This is a genomic window from Micromonospora sp. NPDC049645 (assembly GCF_040675155.1).
In the GTDB taxonomy this organism is placed as follows: Bacteria; Actinomycetota; Actinomycetes; order Mycobacteriales; family Micromonosporaceae; genus Micromonospora.
The window spans coordinates 62,459-85,994 of sequence record NZ_JBFAOI010000016.1; the positions used below are offsets into that span (position 1 = coordinate 62,459).

Annotated in this window: 21 protein-coding genes and 1 tRNA gene; 7 read left to right on the top strand and 15 right to left on the bottom strand. The window is 69.7% G+C overall.

All coding sequences use genetic code 11. The annotated features are described in order from the left end of the window. Window positions 1–84 precede the first annotated feature (84 nt). Window positions 85–1,533, bottom strand: coding sequence for a hypothetical protein (locus tag AB0J33_RS27085; protein WP_363617236.1), 1,449 nt, complete (start codon window positions 1,531–1,533; stop codon window positions 85–87). A 426-nt stretch (window positions 1,534–1,959) separates the two neighbouring features. On the opposite strand from AB0J33_RS27085, the gene AB0J33_RS27090 reads away from it, so the two are divergent. Beyond that, a complete protein-coding gene (locus AB0J33_RS27090) occupies window positions 1,960–2,352 on the top strand; it encodes a hypothetical protein (protein WP_363617238.1) in 393 nt (130 codons plus the stop codon). Here the strand turns inward: AB0J33_RS27090 and AB0J33_RS27095 are convergent. The 3 genes from AB0J33_RS27095 to AB0J33_RS27105 all read right to left on the bottom strand — a co-directional run bounded on the left by AB0J33_RS27095 (window position 2,331) and on the right by AB0J33_RS27105 (window position 5,771). Beyond that, window positions 2,331–3,185, bottom strand: coding sequence for a hypothetical protein (locus tag AB0J33_RS27095; protein WP_363617240.1), 855 nt, complete (start codon window positions 3,183–3,185; stop codon window positions 2,331–2,333). The two genes, AB0J33_RS27090 and AB0J33_RS27095, sit on opposite strands and share 22 nt — an antisense overlap. Before the next feature lie 357 nt (window positions 3,186–3,542). Continuing rightward, window positions 3,543–4,499: a tyrosine-type recombinase/integrase gene (locus AB0J33_RS27100; RefSeq protein ID WP_363617242.1), complete on the bottom strand. Its 957-nt coding sequence runs from the start codon at window positions 4,497–4,499 to the stop codon at window positions 3,543–3,545. 363 nt (window positions 4,500–4,862) lie between these two features. Continuing rightward, the gene (locus AB0J33_RS27105) at window positions 4,863–5,771 is read right to left on the bottom strand and encodes a hypothetical protein (RefSeq protein WP_363617244.1); all 909 of its coding nucleotides are present in this window, start codon (window positions 5,769–5,771) and stop codon (window positions 4,863–4,865) included. Between AB0J33_RS27105 and AB0J33_RS27110 the strand changes: the two genes are divergently transcribed. The 5 genes from AB0J33_RS27110 to AB0J33_RS27130 all read left to right on the top strand — a co-directional run bounded on the left by AB0J33_RS27110 (window position 5,766) and on the right by AB0J33_RS27130 (window position 11,540). Then, on the top strand, window positions 5,766–6,014 hold the full coding sequence (locus AB0J33_RS27110) for a hypothetical protein (protein WP_363617246.1): 249 nt from the start codon (window positions 5,766–5,768) through the stop codon (window positions 6,012–6,014). The genes AB0J33_RS27105 and AB0J33_RS27110 overlap by 6 nt on opposite strands. Window positions 6,015–6,250: 236 nt before the next feature. After that, window positions 6,251–6,982 (top strand): NUDIX domain-containing protein, encoded by a 732-nt coding sequence (locus tag AB0J33_RS27115; RefSeq protein ID WP_354859420.1) that lies wholly within the window; start codon window positions 6,251–6,253, stop codon window positions 6,980–6,982. Next, a complete protein-coding gene (locus tag AB0J33_RS27120; protein ID WP_363617248.1) occupies window positions 6,979–8,130 on the top strand; it encodes a 5'-methylthioadenosine/S-adenosylhomocysteine nucleosidase in 1,152 nt (383 codons plus the stop codon). The genes AB0J33_RS27115 and AB0J33_RS27120 overlap by 4 nt, the downstream gene beginning before the upstream one ends. Continuing rightward, a complete protein-coding gene (locus tag AB0J33_RS27125; protein ID WP_363617250.1) occupies window positions 8,127–10,136 on the top strand; it encodes a hypothetical protein in 2,010 nt (669 codons plus the stop codon). Before AB0J33_RS27120 ends, AB0J33_RS27125 begins: the two co-directional genes overlap by 4 nt. Window positions 10,137–10,331: 195 nt before the next feature. Then, the gene (locus tag AB0J33_RS27130; RefSeq protein WP_363617252.1) at window positions 10,332–11,540 is read left to right on the top strand and encodes a tyrosine-type recombinase/integrase; all 1,209 of its coding nucleotides are present in this window, start codon (window positions 10,332–10,334) and stop codon (window positions 11,538–11,540) included. A gap of 106 nt (window positions 11,541–11,646) precedes the next feature. On the opposite strand, the gene AB0J33_RS27135 is transcribed toward AB0J33_RS27130, so the two are convergent. From AB0J33_RS27135 to ald, 9 genes are all read right to left on the bottom strand, one after another. Beyond that, window positions 11,647–11,720: transfer RNA gene (locus AB0J33_RS27135), tRNA-Pro, on the bottom strand. A 212-nt stretch (window positions 11,721–11,932) separates the two neighbouring features. Then, window positions 11,933–13,333, bottom strand: coding sequence for a ribosome biogenesis GTPase Der (gene der / locus AB0J33_RS27140; protein ID WP_363617254.1), 1,401 nt, complete (start codon window positions 13,331–13,333; stop codon window positions 11,933–11,935). After that, a complete protein-coding gene (gene cmk / locus AB0J33_RS27145) occupies window positions 13,330–14,010 on the bottom strand; it encodes a (d)CMP kinase (protein WP_363617256.1) in 681 nt (226 codons plus the stop codon). Before cmk ends, der begins: the two co-directional genes overlap by 4 nt. 196 nt (window positions 14,011–14,206) lie before the next feature. Then, on the bottom strand, window positions 14,207–14,977 hold the full coding sequence (locus AB0J33_RS27150; protein WP_363617258.1) for a pseudouridine synthase: 771 nt from the start codon (window positions 14,975–14,977) through the stop codon (window positions 14,207–14,209). Continuing rightward, window positions 14,964–16,034, bottom strand: a complete 1,071-nt coding sequence (gene scpB, locus AB0J33_RS27155) for an SMC-Scp complex subunit ScpB (protein WP_363617260.1) — start codon at window positions 16,032–16,034, stop codon at window positions 14,964–14,966. Before scpB ends, AB0J33_RS27150 begins: the two co-directional genes overlap by 14 nt. Further along, on the bottom strand, window positions 16,027–17,073 hold the full coding sequence (locus tag AB0J33_RS27160) for a segregation/condensation protein A (protein WP_363617262.1): 1,047 nt from the start codon (window positions 17,071–17,073) through the stop codon (window positions 16,027–16,029). Before AB0J33_RS27160 ends, scpB begins: the two co-directional genes overlap by 8 nt. A gap of 23 nt (window positions 17,074–17,096) precedes the next feature. Further along, a complete protein-coding gene (locus tag AB0J33_RS27165) occupies window positions 17,097–18,020 on the bottom strand; it encodes a ParA family protein (protein WP_088990243.1) in 924 nt (307 codons plus the stop codon). A 178-nt stretch (window positions 18,021–18,198) separates the two neighbouring features. Then, window positions 18,199–19,164 carry a site-specific tyrosine recombinase XerD gene (locus AB0J33_RS27170; RefSeq protein WP_363617265.1) on the bottom strand — a complete coding sequence of 322 codons (966 nt, stop codon included), beginning with the start codon at window positions 19,162–19,164 and terminating at the stop codon, window positions 18,199–18,201. 38 nt (window positions 19,165–19,202) lie between these two features. Then, the gene (gene ald, locus AB0J33_RS27175; protein WP_363617267.1) at window positions 19,203–20,318 is read right to left on the bottom strand and encodes an alanine dehydrogenase; all 1,116 of its coding nucleotides are present in this window, start codon (window positions 20,316–20,318) and stop codon (window positions 19,203–19,205) included. Between the two features lie 293 nt (window positions 20,319–20,611). On the opposite strand from ald, the gene AB0J33_RS27180 reads away from it, so the two are divergent. Next, window positions 20,612–20,887: a TM2 domain-containing protein gene (locus AB0J33_RS27180; protein ID WP_363617269.1), complete on the top strand. Its 276-nt coding sequence runs from the start codon at window positions 20,612–20,614 to the stop codon at window positions 20,885–20,887. 84 nt (window positions 20,888–20,971) lie between these two features. On the opposite strand, the gene AB0J33_RS27185 is transcribed toward AB0J33_RS27180, so the two are convergent. Then, the gene (locus AB0J33_RS27185; RefSeq protein ID WP_363617271.1) at window positions 20,972–21,577 is read right to left on the bottom strand and encodes an NUDIX hydrolase; all 606 of its coding nucleotides are present in this window, start codon (window positions 21,575–21,577) and stop codon (window positions 20,972–20,974) included. Between the two features lie 76 nt (window positions 21,578–21,653). Next, a complete protein-coding gene (locus AB0J33_RS27190; RefSeq protein ID WP_363617273.1) occupies window positions 21,654–23,405 on the bottom strand; it encodes a CTP synthase in 1,752 nt (583 codons plus the stop codon). Between the last annotated feature and the right edge of the window lie 131 nt (window positions 23,406–23,536).

Below are 23,536 nucleotides of genomic sequence, written 5' to 3' on the forward strand. Positions count from 1 at the left end.
CGGCGGGCCGTTCGGGATTCATTAGGTAACGGGGGGGCCGCCCCATTCGGATGCCGGCTTGCGCCTCCGCGTGCCGAACCAGGCTCAGCGCAACGCGATGTGGGCGTCCGTGAGGAAGCGGTCGCGGTCGTCACCGTGGGCGATTGCCGCGTTGTAAACGGCGTCAATCGCAGCGGCCAACGGATCGTCATTCGCCAGGGCTATCAGTGCGGGGAACGCGGCGGCCTGCTGGAGCGCCTCGGCGACACGGCGTTCGCCGAATGCTCTCGAACCCAAGTCCAGCGTGACGGTGGTGTGGGGCACCTCGGGATCGGACAGGAGCCGGTTGAACGCGGCGGCGCCGCCCTGTTCGGTGAAGGACCGGGGCAGCGGACGGCTGGCGTCGGCGGTGGCGAGCGCGTCGGTGATCCACCCGATCTGCTCCAGCCCGGCCACCCGCATCGCGCGGCGGGCCGCCCAGCAGGCTGCCTCCCGCTGGCGGGCGGCGGGCAGCGCATCGATGCGGTCGAGCAGCCCGCGGTCGATACGGGCCAGGGACCGCGCCTGGCCGAAGAGCCCGCGGACACGATCCGACGGTGGAGCACCTCCCCACCGCTCGGCGTCGCGCTCGGCCCGCAGGCGGCGGTACTTCTCGGCCAACGCGGTCGCCTCGGCCGCCTGCCCACGCAACGTCTCCACCCACGAATACGACCCGGCGGCGTCGAGCAGATGGTCCCAAATCAGGCCGAGGGCGAAGGCGTGCCGACCCAGCACCCCCTCGTGCCGCAGCGTGAAGCCGTCGGGGCCGGACGTCAGCCGGACGGTACTCGACTCGTTGTCCGGCAGCGTGGCCAGCGGATCAGGGAAGATCGGCTCGTCGGCGGTGGCCCAAGACCACCTGAGAGTCTCGCCGTCGACCCGCTCCAGCCGGACCTCCAGGTCGCCGGCGGGCAGCACTCCCACAGGCACCTCGGCCGGCGCGGGCCGGTGGCGGACCACCGCCACCCGGGACAGGCCCGCGTCGTCCTCGTACGGGTCAGGTGGCAGCGGCGGCATGATCGCCGGACGACCAGACGGGCGCGCAACCAGTGACAGCATTCCCCACTCAGCGGCCTTCGACGGCTTCTGCTCCCAGTCGCGGCTCCCCGGGTCGGCCAGCACTGTGCGCCATGGCGTCTCCTCGGGCACCGCCCAGACGTGCAGCTCGTGCTGCTCGGGCGGGTCGTCGTCGGTGCGTACGGTCTCGTGCAGACGGTCGCGCGCGTGCACGCGCACCCGGATCAGCCCGCGCGGGACAGCGACGTCGGTGAGGGCTTCCGCAGTGCCGCCCATCAGGCCGACGACCGACAGTCGGCCGCTGGGACTGAAGAGGGTTGCCTCACTGATCGCGTCCCAGCCGACGTCGACTCCCGTGGGAGGCCCGGGCAGGACACGGACACGCGCCTCGATCCAACCGGTATGTATGCCGCAGAAGGCGGTGAACTGATACGGCCCGACGACGTGCAGCAGGCCGTCGCCGAGGGTGTAGATCCCCATGCCGGACGCGCCCGGCACGGCGGACACCTCGTACTGACAGTGGCTGACGAACAACCTCGCCCAACTGTTCACGGATGCCGGACGTCAATCATCTGCGTCAGTCAAGTCGGCCACTCCCAAATCTTACGGCCGACCTCATCGAACCCTGGCAGCGCGAAATCACGTTCGTGCTCTGGATCGAGGCGAGGTTTTACTGTCCCTCCACACAGATCTGCCCAGGGTAGCGGCTCAGGAAGGCCGCAACGCGGCGCGCACAAGAAAGTGATCGGCCGGTACAACGTCGGCAGCGGATGCAGGCGAGGCAGCGATGCATCACCGTGCGTCACTGGCAGCCACTACGCCAGTTCACCCGAAGTGGCAGATGAGTGCGCGTCGGAGTTTCGGGCGCCTCGCCACCGGACGGTGTCTCACGGCTGCAGTTCGGCGCCGCTACCCTGGCATGTCGTGGGCGTGTTTGTTGATTACTTTGCGGCGTCGAGCGTGGAGCTGGAACGTCTCGACCTCTCGGCGGGGTCAGCGGGTACCGGCTCGCCGTATGTCGACTGCAAGGGATGGATCGATGGGCTGGCCGGTCGGGTCGCCGAGCTAACTGGTCGGGATGCCAGCGAGTTCGGTGACGATGTCGTTGTCTCCGTCGAAGCGGAAGGGCCAGGGCTGACGCGGGTTCGGTTGGAGGTCACCCAGGCGTTGGCTGGCGTGACCGACGAGCGGTTGGCCGAGTACGCCGAGGATGAGCTTCTGGACGAGCACGAAGCCGATCGGTATGTCCAGTTGCGGGATCTGGCGCGGTCGGCGGGAGCCGACGGCCGTGGTCTTTACTGCCGGTCGTCGGTGTAGTTGACGAGCATCCAGAAGATCTGGTCACGAACGCCCGGTGGCAGCCGGCGACTGACCCAGCTGCGAGACACCAGGGCGTGCCCGTCGTTGTACTTGATAGCCCAGTCGGCCCCGAATCGGAGGGACCACGCCGCCTTGGTCCTGGTCTCGTCGTCCGGCCAGTCAGCCATAGCAGCCAGCGCGGCCTCCACGCGCTGGTCGATGCGGTCGAGGACGGCGTAGTCGGGCAGGCCCGGAAATCTCTGGGCGTCAAGATGGATGTGTCGGAACGCGACACCGAGCAGTTCCGCGCCGGTGAAGTCGTTGTCGCTGAAGGCATTGCGGTCTCGACCGAGCGCCGCGTTGCGCTCGGTGGTCGTACCCCAGAAGTTGACGTCCTGGATCTTGCCGCGGAAGACGCATCCAACGAACTGTGCATTGTGTGTAGAGGTCAAGTCGCGCAGGCGGGCACCGTCGAACACGCAGCGCTCAAATCGGACGTTGCCGAAGTAAGCCTCCGGAGGGATGCGGGTGCGAGCGAAGACGCACTCCCGGAACACCGTCTCCGGCCAGCTCAGCTCGTCCCACCGCTCGCCGCCATAGCCGGTAGCGCCGAACAAGACGTCGCCGAACGCGGTCCGGGAAAAGTCACAGCGTTCGAACTCCGAGTCATGCGCCAGGAAGCTGGAAAACCTCAGCCCGGAGAAGTCGACACCAACCATCCGCGCCTGAGCGAAGCTGACATCGAGGTTGCCATCCGCTACCCCGAACGGCCCGCCGTTCAGCTCGCCCCGGGCCAGCCAGTACCGGCGCAGACCCATCTGGGCCGCCTCAATTTCAAACGCTCCGATCACGCCACACCGTCTCGCAACCACCTGGGGGCGAGAACATACCGCGATGACGGCTGTCTGCGTTTACATGGGCTCCATGAACACACTCAACACGACAGATCCGAACTCCGAGCCGCCGATTGGCCACTCATTACGCAATGTCACCAATCGGATGTCGACCGGTCCTACAGGCGTCACGCACCGCCGATCGGCGGTAGGTCGGCGAAGCCGATGTAGCTCTGTACGACAAGACGTACCGGAATCTGTACCGGGGCAAGTGGGCAGCACCCAGCCCGACTCGACTCAGGTCCGCCGATCGACGACAAGAGCAACGCGGTCGGCCAAGCCGGGACTCGGCCCGGCCGACCGTGTTGCCGGCGTCTACACCCCTTCCCCGATGCCCAGTTGCACCTGGATCTCCTGGGCGCGTTCGGCCGCCGCACTCGCGCCGTAGTGCCGGGGCATGTCCTCCGAGGTCCAGCCCAACAGCAGCATCAGGTCGCCGGTGTTCCCGCCGGCGCGCTTCCACTCGTGGGCGAAGTTGTGCCGCCAGCGGTGGGCGTGCACGTTCGCGACGCCCGCGGCGAGGCCCAACCGCTTCAGACGAATCTTGATGCCGTTGGCCGCCAACCTCCGGCCGCCACGGTCGGCGAGCCACAGATCCGGCAGCTCCGAACCCTTGTGCTTGCCCCGCGCCCGTAGGTAGCGGCTGATGGCCCGGGCCGTCTTCGGCCCGAATCGCACCCGCCGGTCCTTGGCGCCCTTGCCGTGGTAATGAACCGACTCCGTGTTCAGGTCGACGTCGTCGAGCAGCAGGTTGCCGACCTCCGACAGCCGCGCACCGGTGTTGTAGTACAGGCGGATGATGGCCTCGTCGCGCAGGTGCGGGAAGGTCTTGCCCTTGCAGGCGTCGAGGAGCTTCTTCGTGTCCTCGTCCCGCATGATCGGGATCAGCTTCTGTGGCGTCTTGGGCTGTCGGACCCGATCCATCGAAGAGCGGTCGATGTCCTCCTCGACCAGCAGCCACTTGAAGAACTGCTGCAGACCTTTGTGCTTGTTCAGCGCAGTCGACGCCGACCGGGTCTCGATCATCCACGCCTGAAACGCCTCCGCATGCCCACGGGTCACCTCGGTGGGGTCCTCCGCAGCGTCAGCGGCATCGGGGTCGGGCGAGTGCTCGGCCAGGTAGCGGGCCAGTTGCGCCGCGGCGAGGAGGTAGTTGTACCGCGTCGTCTCCGGGTAGTTGCCCGCCCGCAGCGTCCGGTCCCAGTCGCGCAGGTACCCCGCCCAGGTCGAGGACAGGTCGGCGGTGAGCTTGGTGAGGTCCAGTAGAGCCATGTCGGTCACCCGTCGAGTCAAGTGGTCGATAAGCGGCGTGCTCGACCTCGACGAACCACCGTGAACACGAAAAGGAGGGTTTCCACAGGTCAGAGCCTGTGGAAACCCTCTCACTGTCGGGACGGCCGGATTCGAACCGACGACCCCTTGACCCCCAGAACTAGCAGGTCTACCGGCGGGTGCCGGACCATACCGTCTCCTGCCGAATACTCAGCTCATCGGCAGGAGACGGTCCGAGGCAGGCCGGGCTCTACCGGCCCGTCGCGGGCCGTCCGTGAGACGGTCGTGAGATCTCACGGGCGGCCCGGCGGCGGAGAAGCGCTAGAGAACGGCACCAGCGACCCTCCCCCACCGAACGCTCGTTCATCGATCGTTATCCGTCATCTCAGTGAACGCTCGCAGATGCAGCCGTGCCGCAGGGTTGCTGGCGAACCAGGCGAAGAAGTCGTTGTCCGCATCATGTCCGGCGCGAACGGCGTCACACCAGTTCTGTCGATCAAGCACGGCCAGGTACTGCCGGACGAGGTGATCCCGCTGTTCTTGCGTGAATCCGGATTGCTCCGGAGTCTTGTTCGCCAGATGGTCGGTGATGATCGCGGCGTCGACGTACCTGTTCAGGGTCGGTGTCTGCCGGTCGAGGCAAGCTACGTGCGCGGCGAGGACATGGGGCGCCGGCGGATAGTGCTCGAGGGTCATGCCCATGCCACCGCAGCCCGCCATTATCTTCAATAGTCGACCGGTGTGGTCGACCAGGTCATCGTCGGTCTCAGTCCCGGTGATCGCTTCGTGCAGGTGAGCTGCAGTGGCGACGCGGCCGGCAAAGTAGCCGTTGAGGTAGTCGCCGTCGCAGGCGTGGCGCAGCAGCCACCGACGCGAGGCGTATGCCCCCTGCTGGCAGAGCGCCTCGATGACGTAGACCCGTCCCCAACCGGCAACACGCTGGGCCAGCCACAACAACGCCTCTTCGCCTCCTCGCCAACGTCGCAGCGCCTCGGCGGCCAACGGCCCGAACCTATGCGACAGCAGGCCGATGGTTTGGATGAGCGGGATGTCCTCCTCCGCCCAATCGGTAGCGAGCAGTGCCAGCCCAACAGTGGTTGAGCATCGATCGGGGCTGTGCCGCACCAGCCACCGGCCGGTCTGCCGCAGCCGCTGCCGATGCGCGCGCAGCGCCGCCGCCGCGATGTGCTCGTTGTGATGGATCGGCACGTCAACCTCGCAGAACGCGTCGGCGAGTTCGCTCGGTGGCGCATCTGCCTTGCCGAAGTGCATGTCGAGGATGGCGGCAACGTCGACCCCGCGGAGGCGCTGATCTTTCCGGGTCTGCGGGCGCTGCCGCCGGTAGCGGTGGCGTTCGTCGTCCGGGTAGGGCTCGCCATCACGCGGCAGGGGCGAGTCCGGATCTTGCTGATGCAGTCGCAGTGCGTATTCGAACAGGCGATCTGGGGTCCGAGCGATCCAGGCTCGGTCGTCACGCTCACCGGCGGACGGAGGACTCGATTCTTTCGATCATGACCGGCATGGTGCCAGCCCTGACCATCCACGGCAAGTGGTAAGGCGCTACGCCGAATCCGTGAAGATGGCTACCCAGCCATGCGGCGCATTCAGCCAGCCTTATCCCACCGCCACCACGTATGGCGGTACCACCTCACTTATGGCACCTCTTGGTGATCGAGACACTACTTGAAGTGTCGGCCTCACGACAGGACCGACCCCTTTTTGTCGTATCGACAAAAAGCTATGGTCGAGCAGTGCCCGAAGACACCTGGGAACCACCCCTGATCCTGCTCGCCGTCGACCTTGTGATCCTCACCCTGCGCGGTGGTCGTCTGAGCCTGCTTCTCGTGCGGCGCGGTATCGAGCCGTTCATCGGGCGGGCAGCGCTGCCTGGTGGGTTCCTCGCCGATGAGCGCGAGGACATCCTCAGCGCCGCCCGTCGGGAGCTGCGGGAAGAGGCGGGGCTCACCGACATCCCGCACCTGGAGCAGCTCGGTACATACGGCGATCCCGACCGTGACCCTCGTGGACGCGTGGTCTCCGTCGCCCACCTCGCTGTCGTGCCGCGCCTTCCCGAGCCCGTCTTTGGAACCGACGCCGCAGCCGCTGAGTGGACGCCGGTCGACGATGTACTGGCCGCGCGGGTACCGCTCGCCTTCGACCACTTGCGCATCGTCGTCGACGGGGTGGAGCGTGCCCGCTCCAAGCTGGAGCACACAGGCTTGGCGACTGCCTTCTGCCCGGAGGTCTTCACCCTCACAGAGCTGCAGCAGGTCTATGAGGCCGTCTGGGGCACCCCGCTCGATCCCCGCAACTTCTACCGCAAGGTCCAAGGCACGAAGGGCTTTGTAGTCCCCGCCGGTCCGCCCCGCGCCACGGGCACCGGCCGCCCGGCCCGCGTCTACCGCGCTGGTCCGCGCCGGAACCTCTACCCGCCCATGATCCGCACGGTCCCGACCGTCGCAGCCGGAGGAGACGAGAGATGACTAAACCCGTAGTCGTGCTCACCGCACTGGACCTCGAGTACAACGCAGTCCGCGAACGTCTCACGGAGGTCGAACCGCACGTACACCCGATGGGCACGCGCTTCGAGCGTGGCACCGTGACCGGAGGCTCCTGTGAGATCATTCTCGGCCTCGTCGGCAAGGGCAACCACCCCTCCGCCGTCATCACCGAACGCGCCATGACCGAGTTCGACCCGGAAGCGGTCATCTTCGCCGGCGTGGCCGGGGCGCTCTGGCCCTCCGTCGGCCTCGGCGACGTCGTCGTGGCCACCCACGTGTACGCCTATCACGGCGGCACCAGCGAGAGCGACGCGTTCCGCACCCGACCTCGCGTGTGGGAGATCCCCCACGCCTGTGATCAGCTCGCCCGGCATCTTGAGCGAGAGCGAGGCTGGGCGCGGGGCCTCGCCGGAGGAGTCCCCCAGGTGCGGTTCGGCCCGATCGCCGCCGGGGAGGTAGTCCTCGACTCGGCGTCCTCGCCCGAGGCGAAGCGCATCCGTGACCACTACAACGATGCGTTGGCGGTGGAGATGGAGTCGGCCGGGGTCGCCCAGGCCGCCCACCTAAACCGCTCTCTGCCAGCCGTCGTCGTCCGCGGCATCAGCGACCGTGCCGACGGGACCAAGGTCCACACCGACGGCGAAAACTGGCAGCCGCGTGCCGCTGCCAACGCCGCGGCCTTCGCCCTCGCGCTCGCCCAGGAACTCGGGGCGCAGCATGGCCCCTCCCCTCGCCATCCTCGGAAGGAAGCAGGTGATGCGTCGATGTCCGGCTCCGTCAGGAACATCGCCAAGGGCAACGCTCACGTCGGATTTCAAGCACACACCGTTCACCACGCGACCGTCTACGGCGCGCCGGGCGGTGCGGGCGGGGAGACATTCCACGACCAGCTCGCAGACCTGCGCGCCTCGCTCCGTAAGTGTCATGAGGCAGGCGACGTGGACGCGGTCACCTACCGCGCGGCGGAGCAGGAAATGGACGCCGCCGCCGCCGACGTGCCCCCGGCCGACGACGAGGCACGCAGCCGCGCGACTACAGCTCTGCGGAAGCTGCGTAGCCTGCTGCTGGACTGGACGGACCTGGCCACACGGGTCGCGGGGCTCATGGCGGCTCTGCGGGATCTCGCATGAGCGCCGGACCGCAGGAGAAGACGTTCACCAACGTCGCGGACGGCAACGCCCGGGTGGGCTTTCAGGCCCAGGAGGTTCACATCGAGGGCGGCTACCACGTCAGCGACGCCGACCCGCCGGAGCGGCAGTTCGAGGTCGGCCTCCGCTACCTGGAGATCAGCGCCCCACCCGAGGCGAGAGAGCTAATCAGGAAAGCGATCACCCGGGGCTACCGGAACTCACGCGCCTACTTCTATCTGGCGCTCGCACTGTTGAGCGGTCGTACCCTGCAGAGCCTGACGGACCAGGAACTCGCGCAACTGGCACACGTCCGCCGATGGGCGGCGCAGCACTCCGAGGATCCCTGGGCTCGGGGCGTCAACGCCGTCGGCTCGCTGCTGGACTCGCTGCCGCAGACCACGGCGGAGACTCCCGACCCGGCCGCCATCGGTCTGGTGGTCAAGGAGTTCGAATCGCTCAACCCGCCCCTGCAGGAAAGCATCCTCAACCAACTCGAGGTCTTCCTGGCTGGCCCCCACCAGGACTGGACCTGGCGGAAGACATTCGCGACCGCCCGGCGGAATAGGACGGCCAACGACCGGGTGGAGCGGGTCTGGAAGTTCTTCCAGCCCAAGCCGATTCCTCCCCGGCCGGTTCCACCGCACCCGATCCGCACCAACGCGGCGGACTATCTACGCGCCCTCGGCGGTTCGGCACTGCTCCTCGTCACGGGCCTTGCGGTGGTCCAGCACGCCTGGGCCCACTCGTGGCTTCGCTCCGCCGGATACCTGATGGCGGCTCTTGGAGCCGTCGTCGTCGCGGTCCGGGCCGGATTCACGATCAGGCTCGCTCGACATCGACGCCAGGTAGCCCGCCAGCGTCTCACCTTCACATCCCGGCGCGCTCCCACGCAGTCCGACCGGTTCGCCTCAGCGATGGACTCCTTGTTCGACCGCTACTTCGGGCGTTACCTGCCGGCGGACATAGCCCGGGAGACGTGGCTGGCGGAGACGGCGGGCATCCGGCAGACCCTCCGTAACGAGCTGGTCGAGCTATACCGGGAAGAATCGGTCGACGCCAAGCGCGTCGCCTGGCTCGTGAGATTCCTCGCCAGCGACGTCAAACGGCAATGGCACAGCGGTGAACTGACCGCAGATCCCGAGGACTCCCGAGTGCCATCCTCAACGCGGACCGCCTTCGGCACCGCGGTGTTCGCCCTGGTGATTTCCGGGCCGCTGCTGCTGTGGCAGGCCCTCGTCGAGGCGCCGTTCACGACGGTGATCGCGACAGCCGGAATCGTGGCCGGGGCCCGGCTCGCCATCCAGGGCTGGCTCGCGATCCTTCTCGAGGACCACCGCTACCGAGACGACATAGAACGGGTCCGGCGCGACTACGAGGACCGGTGCGCGGCGTACGACAGGTGGGTACGCAAGTTGGAATCGAAGCCGACCGACGCGCAGATGGCGCAATGGCTCGACTGCGACCGCAAGATCCTGGTCGAGGACACGCTGCGGCACTACCGCGTGGCCCCGCAGGATGTCATAGCGCACGCCTTCATCGAGGCGCCCGTGCCCGGGTGCAAGCGTGCCCGGGTCAGCAAGGGACCCTGGCGCTACTCCCGATACAAACTCCTCCTCTTCCTGCTCACCAAGGACGGCGTCCGCCAGGTCACGGTCACCCTCGACTTCGAAACCATGGAACTCGGCGATCAGCAGCGTCTCACCTACCAGTACAACTCGGTCGTAGCGGCGCACGTCGTCGATGCCCGCAACGGCGAGAAGAAACTCTCCCTTACCCTGACGAACAACCCACGGGACGAGCTGACGATCACTGGTGAATGGCCAGGAATGCCGGAACTCGGCGACGACGACCGCATCGCCTCCCAGGTCTCCCTCGACGCCTCGGGCCTCGATCGCACCCTGCACGTGCTAGAGGGCATCGCTGCCGAAGGCAAGGAATGGATCACCCACGAGACCCGCCGAGAACACGCCGGCCTCCGGCGGCTCGTCGCAGCGATGGACGGCTGACAGATGCCGTGCTGCTCGGCGCGGGGCCAGGGTCGGGCAACAACCCGGTTGGGGATGCTGCGGGGTGGTGCTCGGTGACACGGACGTCATCGATCCAACCTCGCTCGAGGACATACGGGGTTGTCGCGATGCTGTCGCAGCCGAACGGGGCAACGGTAGAGGTGGCAGAAGCTCACCTCTACCGAGGAGGACGTCATGAGACAGAACCCGAACCGGGGCCGCGTCTACCGCTGCTGCGCCTGTCGTGACAGCACCGGCCGACTACTCGGCCCCCGGTGCCCCAAGCTGTCCAAGGCGCGGCACGGCGGCTGGGCGTTCGCCGTCGACCTGCCGAGCCTGAACAAGCGCAGCACCATGCGCCGTACCGGTTTCGCCACCAAGGCGGCGGCCTCGGCGGCCCACTCCCATGTGCTTGAGTGCGAGCGCGCCGGTGTCAGCCTCGACGACAGCGAGACGGTGGCCAGCTACCTCACCTGCTGGCTTGAGACCAAGTCCCCGGCCCTCAAGACGAACACCGTGAACCGCTACACCGCCTACATCCACAACGACCTCATCCCCGCGCTCGGCGCCGTGCCCTTGGAGCGGCTCACCCACGACCACGTCACCCAGTTCATCCAGCGTGAGCTCGCCGCCGGCCGCGGCCCGGTCACCCTGCGCCGCTGCGTGACGACCCTGTCGAGCGCGCTCAACGACGCCCGCCGCAACCACCGGCTGCCCCACAACGCCGCCCGTTTCGCCATGATCCCCCGACCGCCGGAAACCGAGCTCACCTGCTGGAGCACCAGCCAGACAAGCGCGTTCCTGCGGCACTGCCACGCCGTTGAGGATCCGCTCGCGGACCTCTTCGAGTTGATGGTCTGCACCGGGATGCGCAAAGGCGAGACTCTGGGCCTGCACTGGGCCGATGTGGACCTTGATGCGCGGGCACTATTCGTGCGCTGGACGTTGGTCAGCGTCGACAACAGCCGCAGCATGTTGAACGCGCCCAAGACCCACGGCAGCCGGGCCTGGGTCGCCCTGTCCACCCGCGCCGTCGACGCGTTGCAGCGGCAACGCCGCAGCCAATGCCGGCAACAGGCGACCGCCCGCCATCACGACAATCTCGACCTCGTGTTCGCCAGACCCGATGGCCAACCCCTACGGCCGCAGTACGTGCTCGACCACCTGCGCCACCTCACCGCCGACGCCGGGCTTCCGGCAATTCGGGTACACGACCTGCGACACATCGCCGCCACGATCATGATCAACCAAGGGGTGCCCATCGCCGTGGTGTCCAAGACGCTGCGCCACAAGAACGTGGCCACCACCATCGACATCTACGGCCACCTCACCCGGGACGCCGCCGCCGACGGCGTGAGCGCCACCTGCGCGGCCCTCGACGCGGCCGACGCCCGAGCCGCCTGAGCGCCACTGCAAGATCCGTGCGTGGATGCGACAGCAGCGCGACAACACAGCCCTGAAACAACCACAGGGGATATGCCTCCGTCGGCATATCCCCTGGTCAGATGCGTCGGGACGGCCGGATTCGAACCGACGACCCCTTGACCCCCAGTCAAGTGCGCTACCAAGCTGCGCCACGTCCCGCCCCCGCGTGGTTTCCCCCGCGGCAGCCGGTACAGCTTAGCGCAGCAGCTGAGGATCGTCCGCACAGGCCCCACCGGCGTTGCGACGTGACCGAACCACCGCACAGCGACCCACCGCACAACCTGTAAAGCGTCCTAGGAGGGTGGGGTTGGGGAGGGAAATGCCGGATGGGCGGAAGCACCCATCCGGCATTCGGGGAGAACTGGACGGGGTCAGCCGTGTGCTTTGCCTCGGCCGCCGGGGCCGAGCTTCTTACGCGGACGGACGGAGATCTCGATCGGGCTGCCCTCGTACCCGAATTCCTCTCGGAGCTTGCGCTCGACGAAGCGCTGGTAGCCGGCGTCCAGCGGACCGGTGGTGAAGAGCACGAACCGTGGCGGTGCCACGCCGGCCTGCGTCGCGAACAGGATCCGCGGCGCTCGCCCACCGCGCACCGGGTGCGGGGTGGCCTGCACCAGGGCGGTCAGCCACTGGTTGAGGTGCGCGGTCGGCACCCGGGTTTCCCAGCTGGCCAGGGCCTTGTTCAGGGCCGGGGCCAGCTTGTCCACGGCACGGCCGGTCATCGCCGACAGGTTCAGCCGGATCGCCCAGGGGATACGGCGCAACTCCCGGTCGATCTCCTTGTCCAGGTAGTACCGACGGTCGGCGTCGACCAGGTCCCACTTGTTGAACGCGATGACCAGCGCCCGGCCCGACTCGGTCACCATCGACAGGATCCGCTGGTCCTGCTCACTGATCGGTTCGCTGGAATCCAGCAGCACCACGGCCACCTCGGCGGCCTCGATCGCGCCGGCGGTGCGCAGGCTGGCGTAGTACTCGGTGCCGCTGGCCTTGCCGACCCGCTTGCGCAGACCGGCCGTGTCCACCAGCTGCCAGGTCTGACCGCCGATCTCGACCAGGCTGTCCACCGGGTCCACAGTGGTGCCCGCCACCGAGTCGACGACCGCCCGCTCCTCGCCGGAGAACCGGTTGAGCAGGCTCGACTTGCCCACGTTCGGCCGCCCGACCAGCGCCACCCGGCGCGGCCCGCGCGGGCGGTTTTCCACGATCGCCGGTGCCTCGGGCAGCGCGGCGAGGATGGCGTCCAGCAGGTCACCGGAGCCTCGCCCGTGCAGCGCGGACACCGGGAACGGCTCACCGAGGCCGAGCGACCACAGCGAGGTGGCCTCCATCTCGATGGAGTTGTTGTCGGCCTTGTTGGCCACCAGGATCACCGGCTTGGCGCTGCGCCGCAGCATCTTCACCGCGGCCTCGTCCACGTCGGTGGAACCCACCATGGCGTCGACCACGAACAGCACCACGTCGGCGGTGACCACCGCCGTCTCGGCCTGCGCCGCGATGGCCGCGGCCCGGTCCTTCGCGTCCGGCTCCCAGCCGCCGGTGTCCACCACGGTGAACGCCCGACCGTTCCACTGCGCGTCGTACGGCACCCGGTCGCGGGTCACGCCGGGAACGTCCTCGACGACCGCCTGCCGGCGGCCGATGATCCGGTTGACCAACGTCGACTTGCCCACGTTGGGGCGGCCCACCACGGCCACCACCGGCTGCGGGCCGGTCGGTTCCTCGACGGCGACGTCGGGCTCCCGCAACTCGACCCAGGAACTCTCGCTCATGCCACGCCCCGCTCGGTGAGCAGGTCGCGCATCCGCGCCACGACCTCGTCGATGCCCAGCTCGGTGGTGTCCAGCACCACCGCGTCGGGCGCCTGGGCCAGCGGGTTGACCTTGCGGGTCGAGTCGAGCCGGTCCCGCCGCGCCAGGTCGGCGGCCGTGGCCGCCACGTCGGCGGCGTCCTCGGCGCTGCGCCGGGCCGCGCGGGCCGCCTCGGAGGCGGTCAGGAAGACCTTCAGGTCCGCGTCCGGGGCCACGACGGCACCGATGTCCCGGCCCTCGACCACCATCCGACCCGCGTTGGCGATCATCTCGCGTTGCCGGGTCACCAGCAGCTCACGAACGGCCGGCACGGCGGCAACGGCGGAAACCGCGCCGGTCACCTGCGGGCCACGGATCTCCGCGTCCACACCCACGCCGTCGACGGTCACGCCGTACCCCTGCGGGTCGGTGCCGATGCGCAGGTCGGCCTCGCCGGCGACCTTCGCCACCGCCGCGGCGTCGGTGAGGTCCACGCCGGAGCGCAGCACGGCCCACGTGACCGCCCGGTACATCGCCCCGGTGTCCAGGTAGCGGGCACCGATGCCGGCGGCGAGCCGCCGCGACACGGTGGACTTACCCGAACCGGACGGCCCGTCCACGGCGACCACACATCGCCCGGCCCGTACGTTTTCCTCCACCGTGTCCTCCTCAGCCCGTACCTCACGGATCGCCCGGTGCTCTGGCGCCGCAAGCGGTTGTTCAATCGTCATCAATCATGCCCGGGTCCGCTGGGGGACCCGCGCGCGACGCCGCCGGAGGCGACCCACGCCACCCGGGCGGCCGCGTCTCGGCCGTCGGTGGAGCCTACCGGCTGCCGTACCCCGAACTCGGGGGTCAGTCACCCACCGCGTTGAACAGGGCGGCGACCTCGGCGTTGGTCAACCGCCGGATCCGTCCGGTCCGCAGTTCACCGAGCCGGATGGGCCCGATCGCGGTACGCACCAGCCGGGTGACCGGGTGTCCGACCTCCTCCATCAGCCGTCGGACGATGTGCTTGCGCCCCTCGTGCAGGCTCAGCTCCACCTGGGCGCTTTTGCCCAGAGTGTCCACCACCCTGAACGAGTCGACCTTGACCGGCCCGTCCTCCAGCTCGACGCCGGCCAGCAGCCGCTTGCTCAGGTTGCGCGGGATCGGGCCGACCACCTCGGCGAGGTAGGTCTTCAGCACCTCGTACGAGGGGTGCATGAGCTTGTGCGCGAGGTTGCCGTCGTTGGTGAGCAACAGCAGGCCCTCGCTGTCGGCGTCGAGCCGCCCGACGTGGTAGACCCGCTGCTCCACCCGGTTGCCGATGAACTCGGCCAGCTCGTTGCGGCCCTTGTCGTCCGCCATGGAGGTGACCACCCCGCGCGGCTTGTTCATCGCCACGTAGACCAGCCGGATGTCGACCTGGAGGCGCTCCCCGTCCACGTGGATGACCGCGGTGGCCGGATCGACCTTGTCGCCGAGCTTGGCGACCCGCCCGTCCACGGTGACCCGGCGGCGGAAGATCAGGTCCTCGCAGGCGCGCCGGGAGCCCACGCCGGCGGCGGCGAGCACCTTCTGCAGGCGCTCCGCCCCCTCGTAGACAGGGGCGTCGGCTTTGGGGGAACGGTTATCGGGTCGCATCAGCAAGCTCTTCTACGTCGTCGGGCAGGAAGGGTGCGAGGGGCGGCAGCTCGTCGACGGTGTTCAGCCCGAGCTTCTCCAGGAACAATGTGGTGGTCCGGTAGAGGAACGCCCCGCTGTCCTGTTCGGTGCCGCACTCCTCGACGAGGCCGCGGGTGACCAGCGTACGGATGACCCCGTCGCAGTTCACACCTCGGATGGCCGAGATTCGCGAACGGGTCACCGGCTGCTTGTAGGCGACCACGGCGAGCGTCTCCAGCGCCGCCTGGGTCAATCGTACGGATTGCCCGTCCAGCACGAACCGCTCGACGTACGTAGCGTATTCCGGCCGGGTGTACAGCCGCCACCCGCCGGCCGCCCGACGCAGCTCGAACCCGTGCCCGGCCGCGGTGTAACCGGCGGCGATCTCGTCGAGCATCGGCCCGACCCGCTCGGCGGGCTGCTCCAGCACCTGGGCCAACACCAGCTCACTGACGGGCTCGTCGACCACCAGGAGGATGGCCTCCAGGGCGCCGCGCAGCTCGGCGTCGGGCAGCTCGGGCGCGGGCTCCGGCGCGACCGTCGCCCGCCGCCGCCCCGCCGACTGCCGCCGGCGTACGTCCCCAGCCCCACCCGACTCCCCCGCCGTACCCGACTCCCCCGCTGTGCCCATGGTCACCGCGTCAGGGTTCGGCCCTGTTTCGTCGGAGGCCGCCTGAACAGGCTCTGGCGGCCCGTCCGGGTACACCTCGTTCGGGGCCGCCTGAACAGGCTCGGGCCCGTCCGGGACCGCTTCAACGGGGCCCGGCCCACCCGAGGGCATCTTGTCGAAGCCTTGGCGCTCCGCGTCGACCTGCGCCGAGCCCGCCGCGACCCCGTCCGGTTCGGCGGGAATGCCGGCGGATTCGGGCTCCGGTCGGGGTGGTGCTGCCGCTTCGGGCTCTTCGGCGTCCGGTGGTGCGGCTGACTCGTCCGCCGGTTTGGGGGTGTCGGCGGCCGGCGGGCGGGGACGGTCCCACGGGGGGACCCAGGCGGCGGCCTGGTCGGCCAGCGAGTCCCGGCGTTCCTCGTCACTCATCCCGCTCACCCTCCGTCGTTACCGTCCCGCCCGGCCCGCCAGCCGCCCCCACCGCCGGCCCAGGCCCAACCCCCGCCAGGTCGGGCTCAGGGCCGGCCTCAGCCGACCCCGGCGCAGGTCCCGCCGGATCAGGCGCGGCCTCCGTCGGGGCGGCATCGTCGGCCGGGGTGCCGGCGTACTCGTCGACGTGCAGCTCGGTGTCGCCGTCGGCCGGGCCGGTCCAGCGCACCGTCAGCTCCTCCAGGGCCTGCTCCTGCACGAAGGAGACCAGGCCCTCCCGGTACAGCTCCAGCAGCGCGAGGAACCGGGCCACCACCTCCAGGGTGGCCTCGCAGTCGGCGCAGAGCAGCGAGAAGGTGGCCGTGCCGGCCCGGCGCAGCCGGGTGGCGAGGATCGCCGCGTGTTCGCGGACACTGACCCGGACCATGTGCACGTGGGCGATGGAGACCTCCGGCACCGGCTTCGGGGTCATCGCCTTCACGGCCAGCTTCAGCAACCGCTGTGGGCCGATGCCGAGCACCAGGTCGGGCAGCGCCTCGGCGTAGCGGGGCTCCAGGCTGACCGCGCGCGGATACCGTCGGCCGCCGACGGCCTCCAGCTCGGCGATGTGCGCCGCCGCCTCCTTGTACGCCTTGTACTGCAACAGCCGGGCGAACAGCAGGTCCCGTGCCTCCAGCAGGGCGAGGTCGGCCTCGTCCTCGACCTCGGCGGCGGGCAGCAGCCGGGCCGCCTTCAGGTCGAGCAGGGTCGCGGCGATGAGCAGGAACTCGCTGGCCTCGTCCAGGTCCCAGTCGTCGCCCATCGCCCTGATGTAGGCGATGAACTCGTCGGTGACCGTGTGCAGGGCCACCTCGGTGACGTCGAGTTTGTGCTTGCCGATCAGTTGCAGCAGCAGGTCGAACGGGCCGGTGAAGTTGGCCAGCCGGACCGTGAAGCCACTGGCAGCGGGATCGGCGGGCGGCGCACCGTCGACCACGGCCGCGGCGGCGGTCTCGGGTGGGTCGAGGGGTGGCGCGGTCACCGGACGACCGTAGTCCACGAGGCGGGCACCGGGCGTTCCGGCTACCGCTCCGACTGGGCGGCGATCACCTCGCGGGCCAGCTGACGGTAGTTACGTGCCCCGGAGGACGCCGGGTCCATCGTCGTGATGGGGGCACCGGCCACGGTGGACTCGGGGAACTTCACCGTCTTGGTGATGACCGTCTGGTAGACCTTGTCGCCGAACGCCTCCACCACCCGTTGCAGCACCTGGCGGCAGTGGGTGGTGCGGCTGTCGTACATGGTGGCGAGGATGCCTTCGAGCTCCAGGTCGAAGTTGAGCCGCTCGCGCACCTTGTCGATGGTGTCCAGCAGCAGGGCCACCCCGCGCAGGCTGAAGAACTCGCACTCCAGGGGGATGAGCACGCCGTGCGCGACGGTCAACGCGTTGATCGCCAGCAGGCCGAGCGACGGCTGGCAGTCGATCAGGATGTAGTCGTACTCCTTGCGGACCGAGCGCAGGACCCGGGCCAGGGCCATCTCCCGGGCGACCTCGTTGACGAGCTGGATCTCGGCGGCGGAGAGGTCGATGTTGGCCGGCAGCAGGTGCAGGCCCGCCACGTCGGTCTTGATCAGGACGTCCTCGGCGGTCACGTCGTCCTGCATGAGCAGGTTGTAGACGGACAGGTCGAGGTTGTGCGGGTTGACGCCCAACCCCACCGAGAGGGCGCCCTGCGGGTCGAAGTCGACCAGCAGCACCTTGCGGCCGTACTCGGCGAGCGCGGCGCCCAGGTTGATGGTGGTGGTGGTCTTACCGACGCCACCCTTCTGGTTGGCCATCGCGATGATCCGTGCGGGCCCGTGCCGGTCGGTGGGCATCGGCTCCGGGATGGGCTTGCGCATCGTGTAGGCAGCCGGGTCCGCCGGACCCAGGTCCGCGCCGAGCGTGGCCTGCTGCTCGCGGAGCTCCGACGTCCAGGTCTCGGCACGGTCACCGTTGCCAGCCATGTGCTCGTTGCCCCCTCCCGACGACCCACCCGGCGTCGGAGCCGTCCGACGTCCTTCGCGGCGCCGCTGCGCACCCCGGTCGTGTCGCCCCAGGAGGTCCGCGCCGATGCCGACTGTACGCCACCGACCAGCAGGGGGTTCGGCACCGGCCCGGCGTGTCGGCGCCGACCGCGAACGTTCAGCCCTGGGCGCGTGGGTGGGCGGTGGCGTACACCTCGCGCAGCCGCTCGACGGTGACCAGTGTGTAGACCTGGGTGGTGGTCACCGACGCGTGCCCGAGCAGCTCCTGGACCACCCGGACGTCGGCGCCGCCGTCGAGCAGATGCGTGGCGTACGAGTGGCGCAGGGTGTGCGGGGAGACGGCGGTGGGCCCGTCCACGGGCAGCCCCGCCCGGTCGGCGGCGCGACGCAGGATGCCCCAGGCGCCCTGGCGGGACAGCGCGCCGCCGCGGGCGTTGAGGAACACCGCCGGGGTGCCCCGGCCGGCGGCGGCCAGCCCGGGGCGGGCCCGGACCAGGTAGGCGCGGACCGCGTCGACGGCGTACCCGCCGATCGGCACCAGCCGCACCCGCCCGCCCTTGCCGCGTAGCAGCACCGTGCCCTCGTCGGTGTCGAGGTCGTCCACGGCGGCGCCGACCGCCTCGGAGATGCGCGCGCCGGTACCGTACAGGAACTCCAGCAGCGCCCGGTCACGCAGCGCGAGGGGGGCGTCGTCGCCGGTCGCGGTGATCGGGCCGGCGGTCTCCAGCAGCCGGACCACGTCGTCGACCGGTAGCGCCCGGGGCAGCCGCCGCGGTGGGGTGGGTGGGCGGACGTCGCGGCTCGGGTCGGCGCCGGCCAGGCCCTCGCGCAGCGCGAATCGGTGCAGGCCGCGGACCGCGCTGGCCGCGCGGGCGGCGGAGGAGACCGCCAGCGGCGGGTGCGCGTCGTCGCCCGCGCGCAGCCGCGCCAGGTGCGCCTCGACCAGGCCGGCGCCGACCGACGCGAGGTCGGCGACGCCGGCGTCGACCAGGGTCGCGAGATAGCGGTCCAGATCCCGACGGTACGAGGCGAGCGTGTTCGCGCTCAGGCCACGCTCGACGGTCAGGTGGTCGAGGTAACCGCGTACGGCACGGCGCAGCGCCGGCGTGGGCGGTGTGCCCACGCCGGCGGGGTCCGTGCCGCCGGTCAGCGCGCCACCGTTCAGGCGAGCGCGTCGGCCAGCGGGAGCACGTCCATGCCGTGCGCCTCGGCGACCGGGCCGTAGGTGACCTGACCGGCGTGGGTGTTGAGGCCCAGCGCCAGCGCCGGGTCGTTGCGCAGCGCCTCGCGCCAGCCCTGGTTGGCCAGCTCCAGGGCGTACGGCAGGGTGACGTTGGTCAGCGCGTAGGTGCTGGTGTTCGGCACCGCGCCGGGCATGTTCGCGACGCAGTAGAAGATCGACTCGTGCACCTTGTAGACCGGGTCGGCGTGCGTGGTGGGGCGGGAGTCCTCGAAGCAGCCGCCCTGGTCGATGGCGATGTCGACGAGCACACTGCCCGGCTTCATCCGGGAGACCAGCTCGTTGGAGATCAGCGTCGGGGCCTTCGCGCCGGGCACCAGCACCGCGCCGATGACCAGGTCGGCGTCGAGCACGGCCCGCTCGACCTCGTACGCGTTGGACGCGACGGTCTGCAGGTGGCCCCGGTAGATCGCGTCGGCCTGCCGCAGCCGGGCGACGTTCTTGTCCAGCAGCAGCACCTCGGACTGCAGACCCAGCGCGATCGCGGCGGCGTTCATGCCGGAGACGCCGGCGCCGATGACCACGGTCTTGGCCGCGTACACGCCGGAGACACCGCCGGGCAGCACACCGCGCCCACCGCCGGTACGCATCATGTAGAAGGCGCCCACCTGCGGGGCGAGCCGGCCGGCCACCTCGGACATCGGGGCGAGCAGCGGCAGCGACCGGTCGGGCAGCTCGACGGTCTCGTAGGCGATGCCGGTGACCCGGCGGTCGATGAGGGCGTCGGTGCACTCCTTGGAGGCGGCCAGGTGCAGGTAGGTGAAGAGCACCTGCCCCTCACGCATCCGGTGGTACTCCTCGGCGATCGGCTCCTTGACCTTGAGCACCAGCTCGGCGGTCTGCCACACCTCGTCGGCGGTGGCGAGGATCGTCGCGCCGGCGGCGGCGAACTCCTCGTCGGTGATGCTGGAGCCAACCCCGGCGCCGGACTCGACGAAGACCTGGTGGCCACTGCGGGTGAATTCGTTGACGCCCGCGGGCGTGATCGCCACGCGGTACTCGTGGTTCTTGACCTCGCGTGGGATTCCGACCTTCACGATGCAGACACCTCTCTTCGGGGCTGCTCTCCCCCGACTGCTCGGTGCCACGGCGGCCCCTTTGCCACCGCGGTACACCGGTCCCGCGGCGGCAGTCTAGGCGCGTCCCGGTGCGCCGTGAGCCAGCACAGTGGCATCCGCTGCGCGGGTGTCCTGACGATCTGTCAGGGCATCCGCCCGGAATCGGCGGTGGATGATCGCCTCAGCCGTCAGGACAATGTTCCACCATTATCGTCCCATCTGCCGGGTGGCGGTGCGGACAGCCGGGCAGTGGATCACTAGTGTGTCCGCCCATGACCACTCCTCCTTACCAGCCCGGGTACCCCCAGCCGGGGTACCCCCAGGGCGTCTCCGACAAGAGCAAGGTCGTCGCGGGCATCCTCGGCATCCTGCTCGGCACCTTCGGCGCCGGTCGGTTCTACACCGGACACACCAAGATCGCCGTTCTCCAGCTTGTCGTGAGCCTGGTGACCTGCGGCGTCGGCGCTCTCTGGGGCGTCATCGACGGCATCCTGATCCTGGTCAACGGCGGCACCGACGCGCAGGGCCGTCCGCTGCGCGACTCCTAGACCGGACAGCGAACGGGGCCCCGCGGCTGACCGCGGGGCCCCGTTGGCGCGTACTCCCTTCGCCGGCGGGACCGGCGGCGGCGCTCAGCGCGGCAGCGGCGCGTCCGCCCGGCGCAGAGACGTGAAACCGGTGTCCCGGGCGCGGGCCGTGGCCAGCAGCCCGGCCACCGCGGACGCGTTGGTGACCTCACCGGCCAGGACCATCGCGACCGCCTCGTCCAGGTCGATCCGGACGACCTGGAGGTCGGCCTCCTCGTCGCGGCGCTCGTGCCGCTCGTCGGCCGGCACGTCGGCGAGGTCGCGGGCCAGGAACACCCGGACGATCTCGTTGGTGAAACCGGGCGAGCTGTGCAGGTCGACGAGCACGTCGACCCGCCCGGCGGTGAGATCGGCCTCCTCGGCCAACTCCCGCAGCGCCGCCGCCGGCAACTCCTCACCGGAGACGTCCATCAGACCGGCCGGCAGCTCCCACAGGTGCCGCCCGACCGGGTGCCGGTACTGCCGGATCAGCACCACCTGGCCGGCGTCGTCGAGCGCCACCACGGCCACCGCCCCGACGTGCCGGACCAGGTCACGCATCCCGGTCCCACCGCCGGGCATGGTCACCTCCTCGGTGACCACGTCGAAGATCCGCCCCCGGTACCGCTCCTGCCGGGAACGCACCTCGTAGCGGTGCTCCAACCCGCTCACGCCGTCGCCCCGCTGCGCTCGACGACGGCGTGCGGCACCATGCCGCTGAGCCTGCTGGTTCGCTCGCTGCGCTCGCTCACGACGCGGACGCCGCCCTCGTGGCGGCGCCGTTGCGGGCGGCCTTACGCGTCGTCGGGGCCTCCGCCGCCGCGTCCAGGTCCACCGGCAGCTGGTCGGCCTGCGAGTACGCCACCGCGGCCTTGACGAACGAGGCGAACAGCGGGTGCGGGCGGGTCGGGCGGCTCTTCAACTCCGGGTGCGCCTGAGTGGCCACGAAGAACGGGTGCAGGCCCCGGTCCAACTCGATGAACTCGACCAACCGGCCGTCCGGCGACGTGCCGGAGATGTGCAGACCCGCCTTGGTCAGCGCGTCCCGGTAGGCGTTGTTCACCTCGTACCGGTGCCGGTGCCGCTCACTGATCTCGGTGCTGCCGTACGCCTCGGCGACGATCGAACCCTCGGTCAGCGTCGCCGGGTACGCGCCCAAGCGCATCGTCCCGCCCAGGTCACCGCGGCCGGCCACGATGTCCTCCTGGTCGGCCATCGTGGCGATGACCGGGTGCGCCGCCTGCTCGTCGAACTCCAACGAGTTGGCGCCGTCCAGACCGGCGAGGTGCCGGGCCACGTCGATGGTCATGCACTGCAGGCCGAGGCAGAGGCCGAGCAGCGGGATGCCGTTCTCGCGGGCGTACCGGGCGGTGCCGATCTTGCCCTCGATGCCCCGTACGCCGAAGCCGCCGGGGATCAGGATGCCGTCCACGCCGGCCAACGCCGCGGCGGCGCCGGCCGGGGTGACGCACTCGTCGCTGGGCACCCAGCGCAGCTGCACCCGGGCCCGGTGGCCGAAGCCGGCCGCCCGGATCGCCTCACTCACCGACAGGTACGCGTCCGGCAGGTCGACGTACTTGCCGACCACCGCCACGGTGACCGTGTGCCGGGGGCGGTGCACCCGCTCCAGCAGGTCGTCCCAGCTGGCCCAGTCCACGTCCCGGAAGGAGAGCCCGAGCCGGCGCACCACGTACGCGTCGAGCCCCTCCCGGTGCAGCACCTTCGGGATGTCGTAGATGCTCGGGGCGTCCGGGGCGGCGACCACCGCCTCGGCGTCCACGTCGCAGTAGAGCGACAGCTTCTCCTTGAGCTTCACCGGGATCTCCCGGTCGCACCGCAACACGATCGCGTCCGGCTGGATACCGATGTTGCGCAGCTGCGCCACCGAGTGCTGGGTCGGCTTGGTCTTCAGCTCACCCGACGGCGCCAGGTACGGCACCAGCGAGACGTGCAGGTAGAAGCAGTTGTCGCGGCCCAGGTCGTGGCGGACCTGACGGATCGCCTCCAGGAACGGCAGCGACTCGATGTCGCCGACCGTGCCACCGACCTCGGTGATCACCACGTCGGGGAGCTGCCCGTCCTCGTCCGGGTCGGCCATCGCCAGGATCCGCGACTTGATCTCGTTGGTGATGTGCGGGATGACCTGGACGGTGTCACCCAGGTACTCCCCCCGACGCTCCTTGGCGATCACGTCGGAGTAGATCTGACCGGTGGTGACGTTCGCCTTGCCGGACAGCGCCCGGTCGAGGAACCGCTCGTAGTGCCCGACGTCGAGGTCGGTCTCGGCGCCGTCCTCGGTGACGAAGACCTCACCGTGCTGGAACGGGTTCATCGTCCCCGGGTCGACGTTCAGGTAGGGGTCGAGCTTCTGCATCACCACGCGCAACCCGCGCGCGGTCAGCAGGTTGCCGAGGCTGGAGGCGGTGAGGCCCTTACCCAGCGAGGAGGCGACGCCCCCGGTGACGAAAATGTGCCTGGTCGTCCGTGCTGATGGGGCCAAGGCCTGCTCCCGTGTCGTCTGTCGCGGTCATGCAGACCGCCGTGCTTGATCAGCAAAAGTGATCACGCGATCCACGGGATTCGACGGTAACACCTCCCGGGCGGGTACCCGCAGGCCGCACCCCGGCTGCG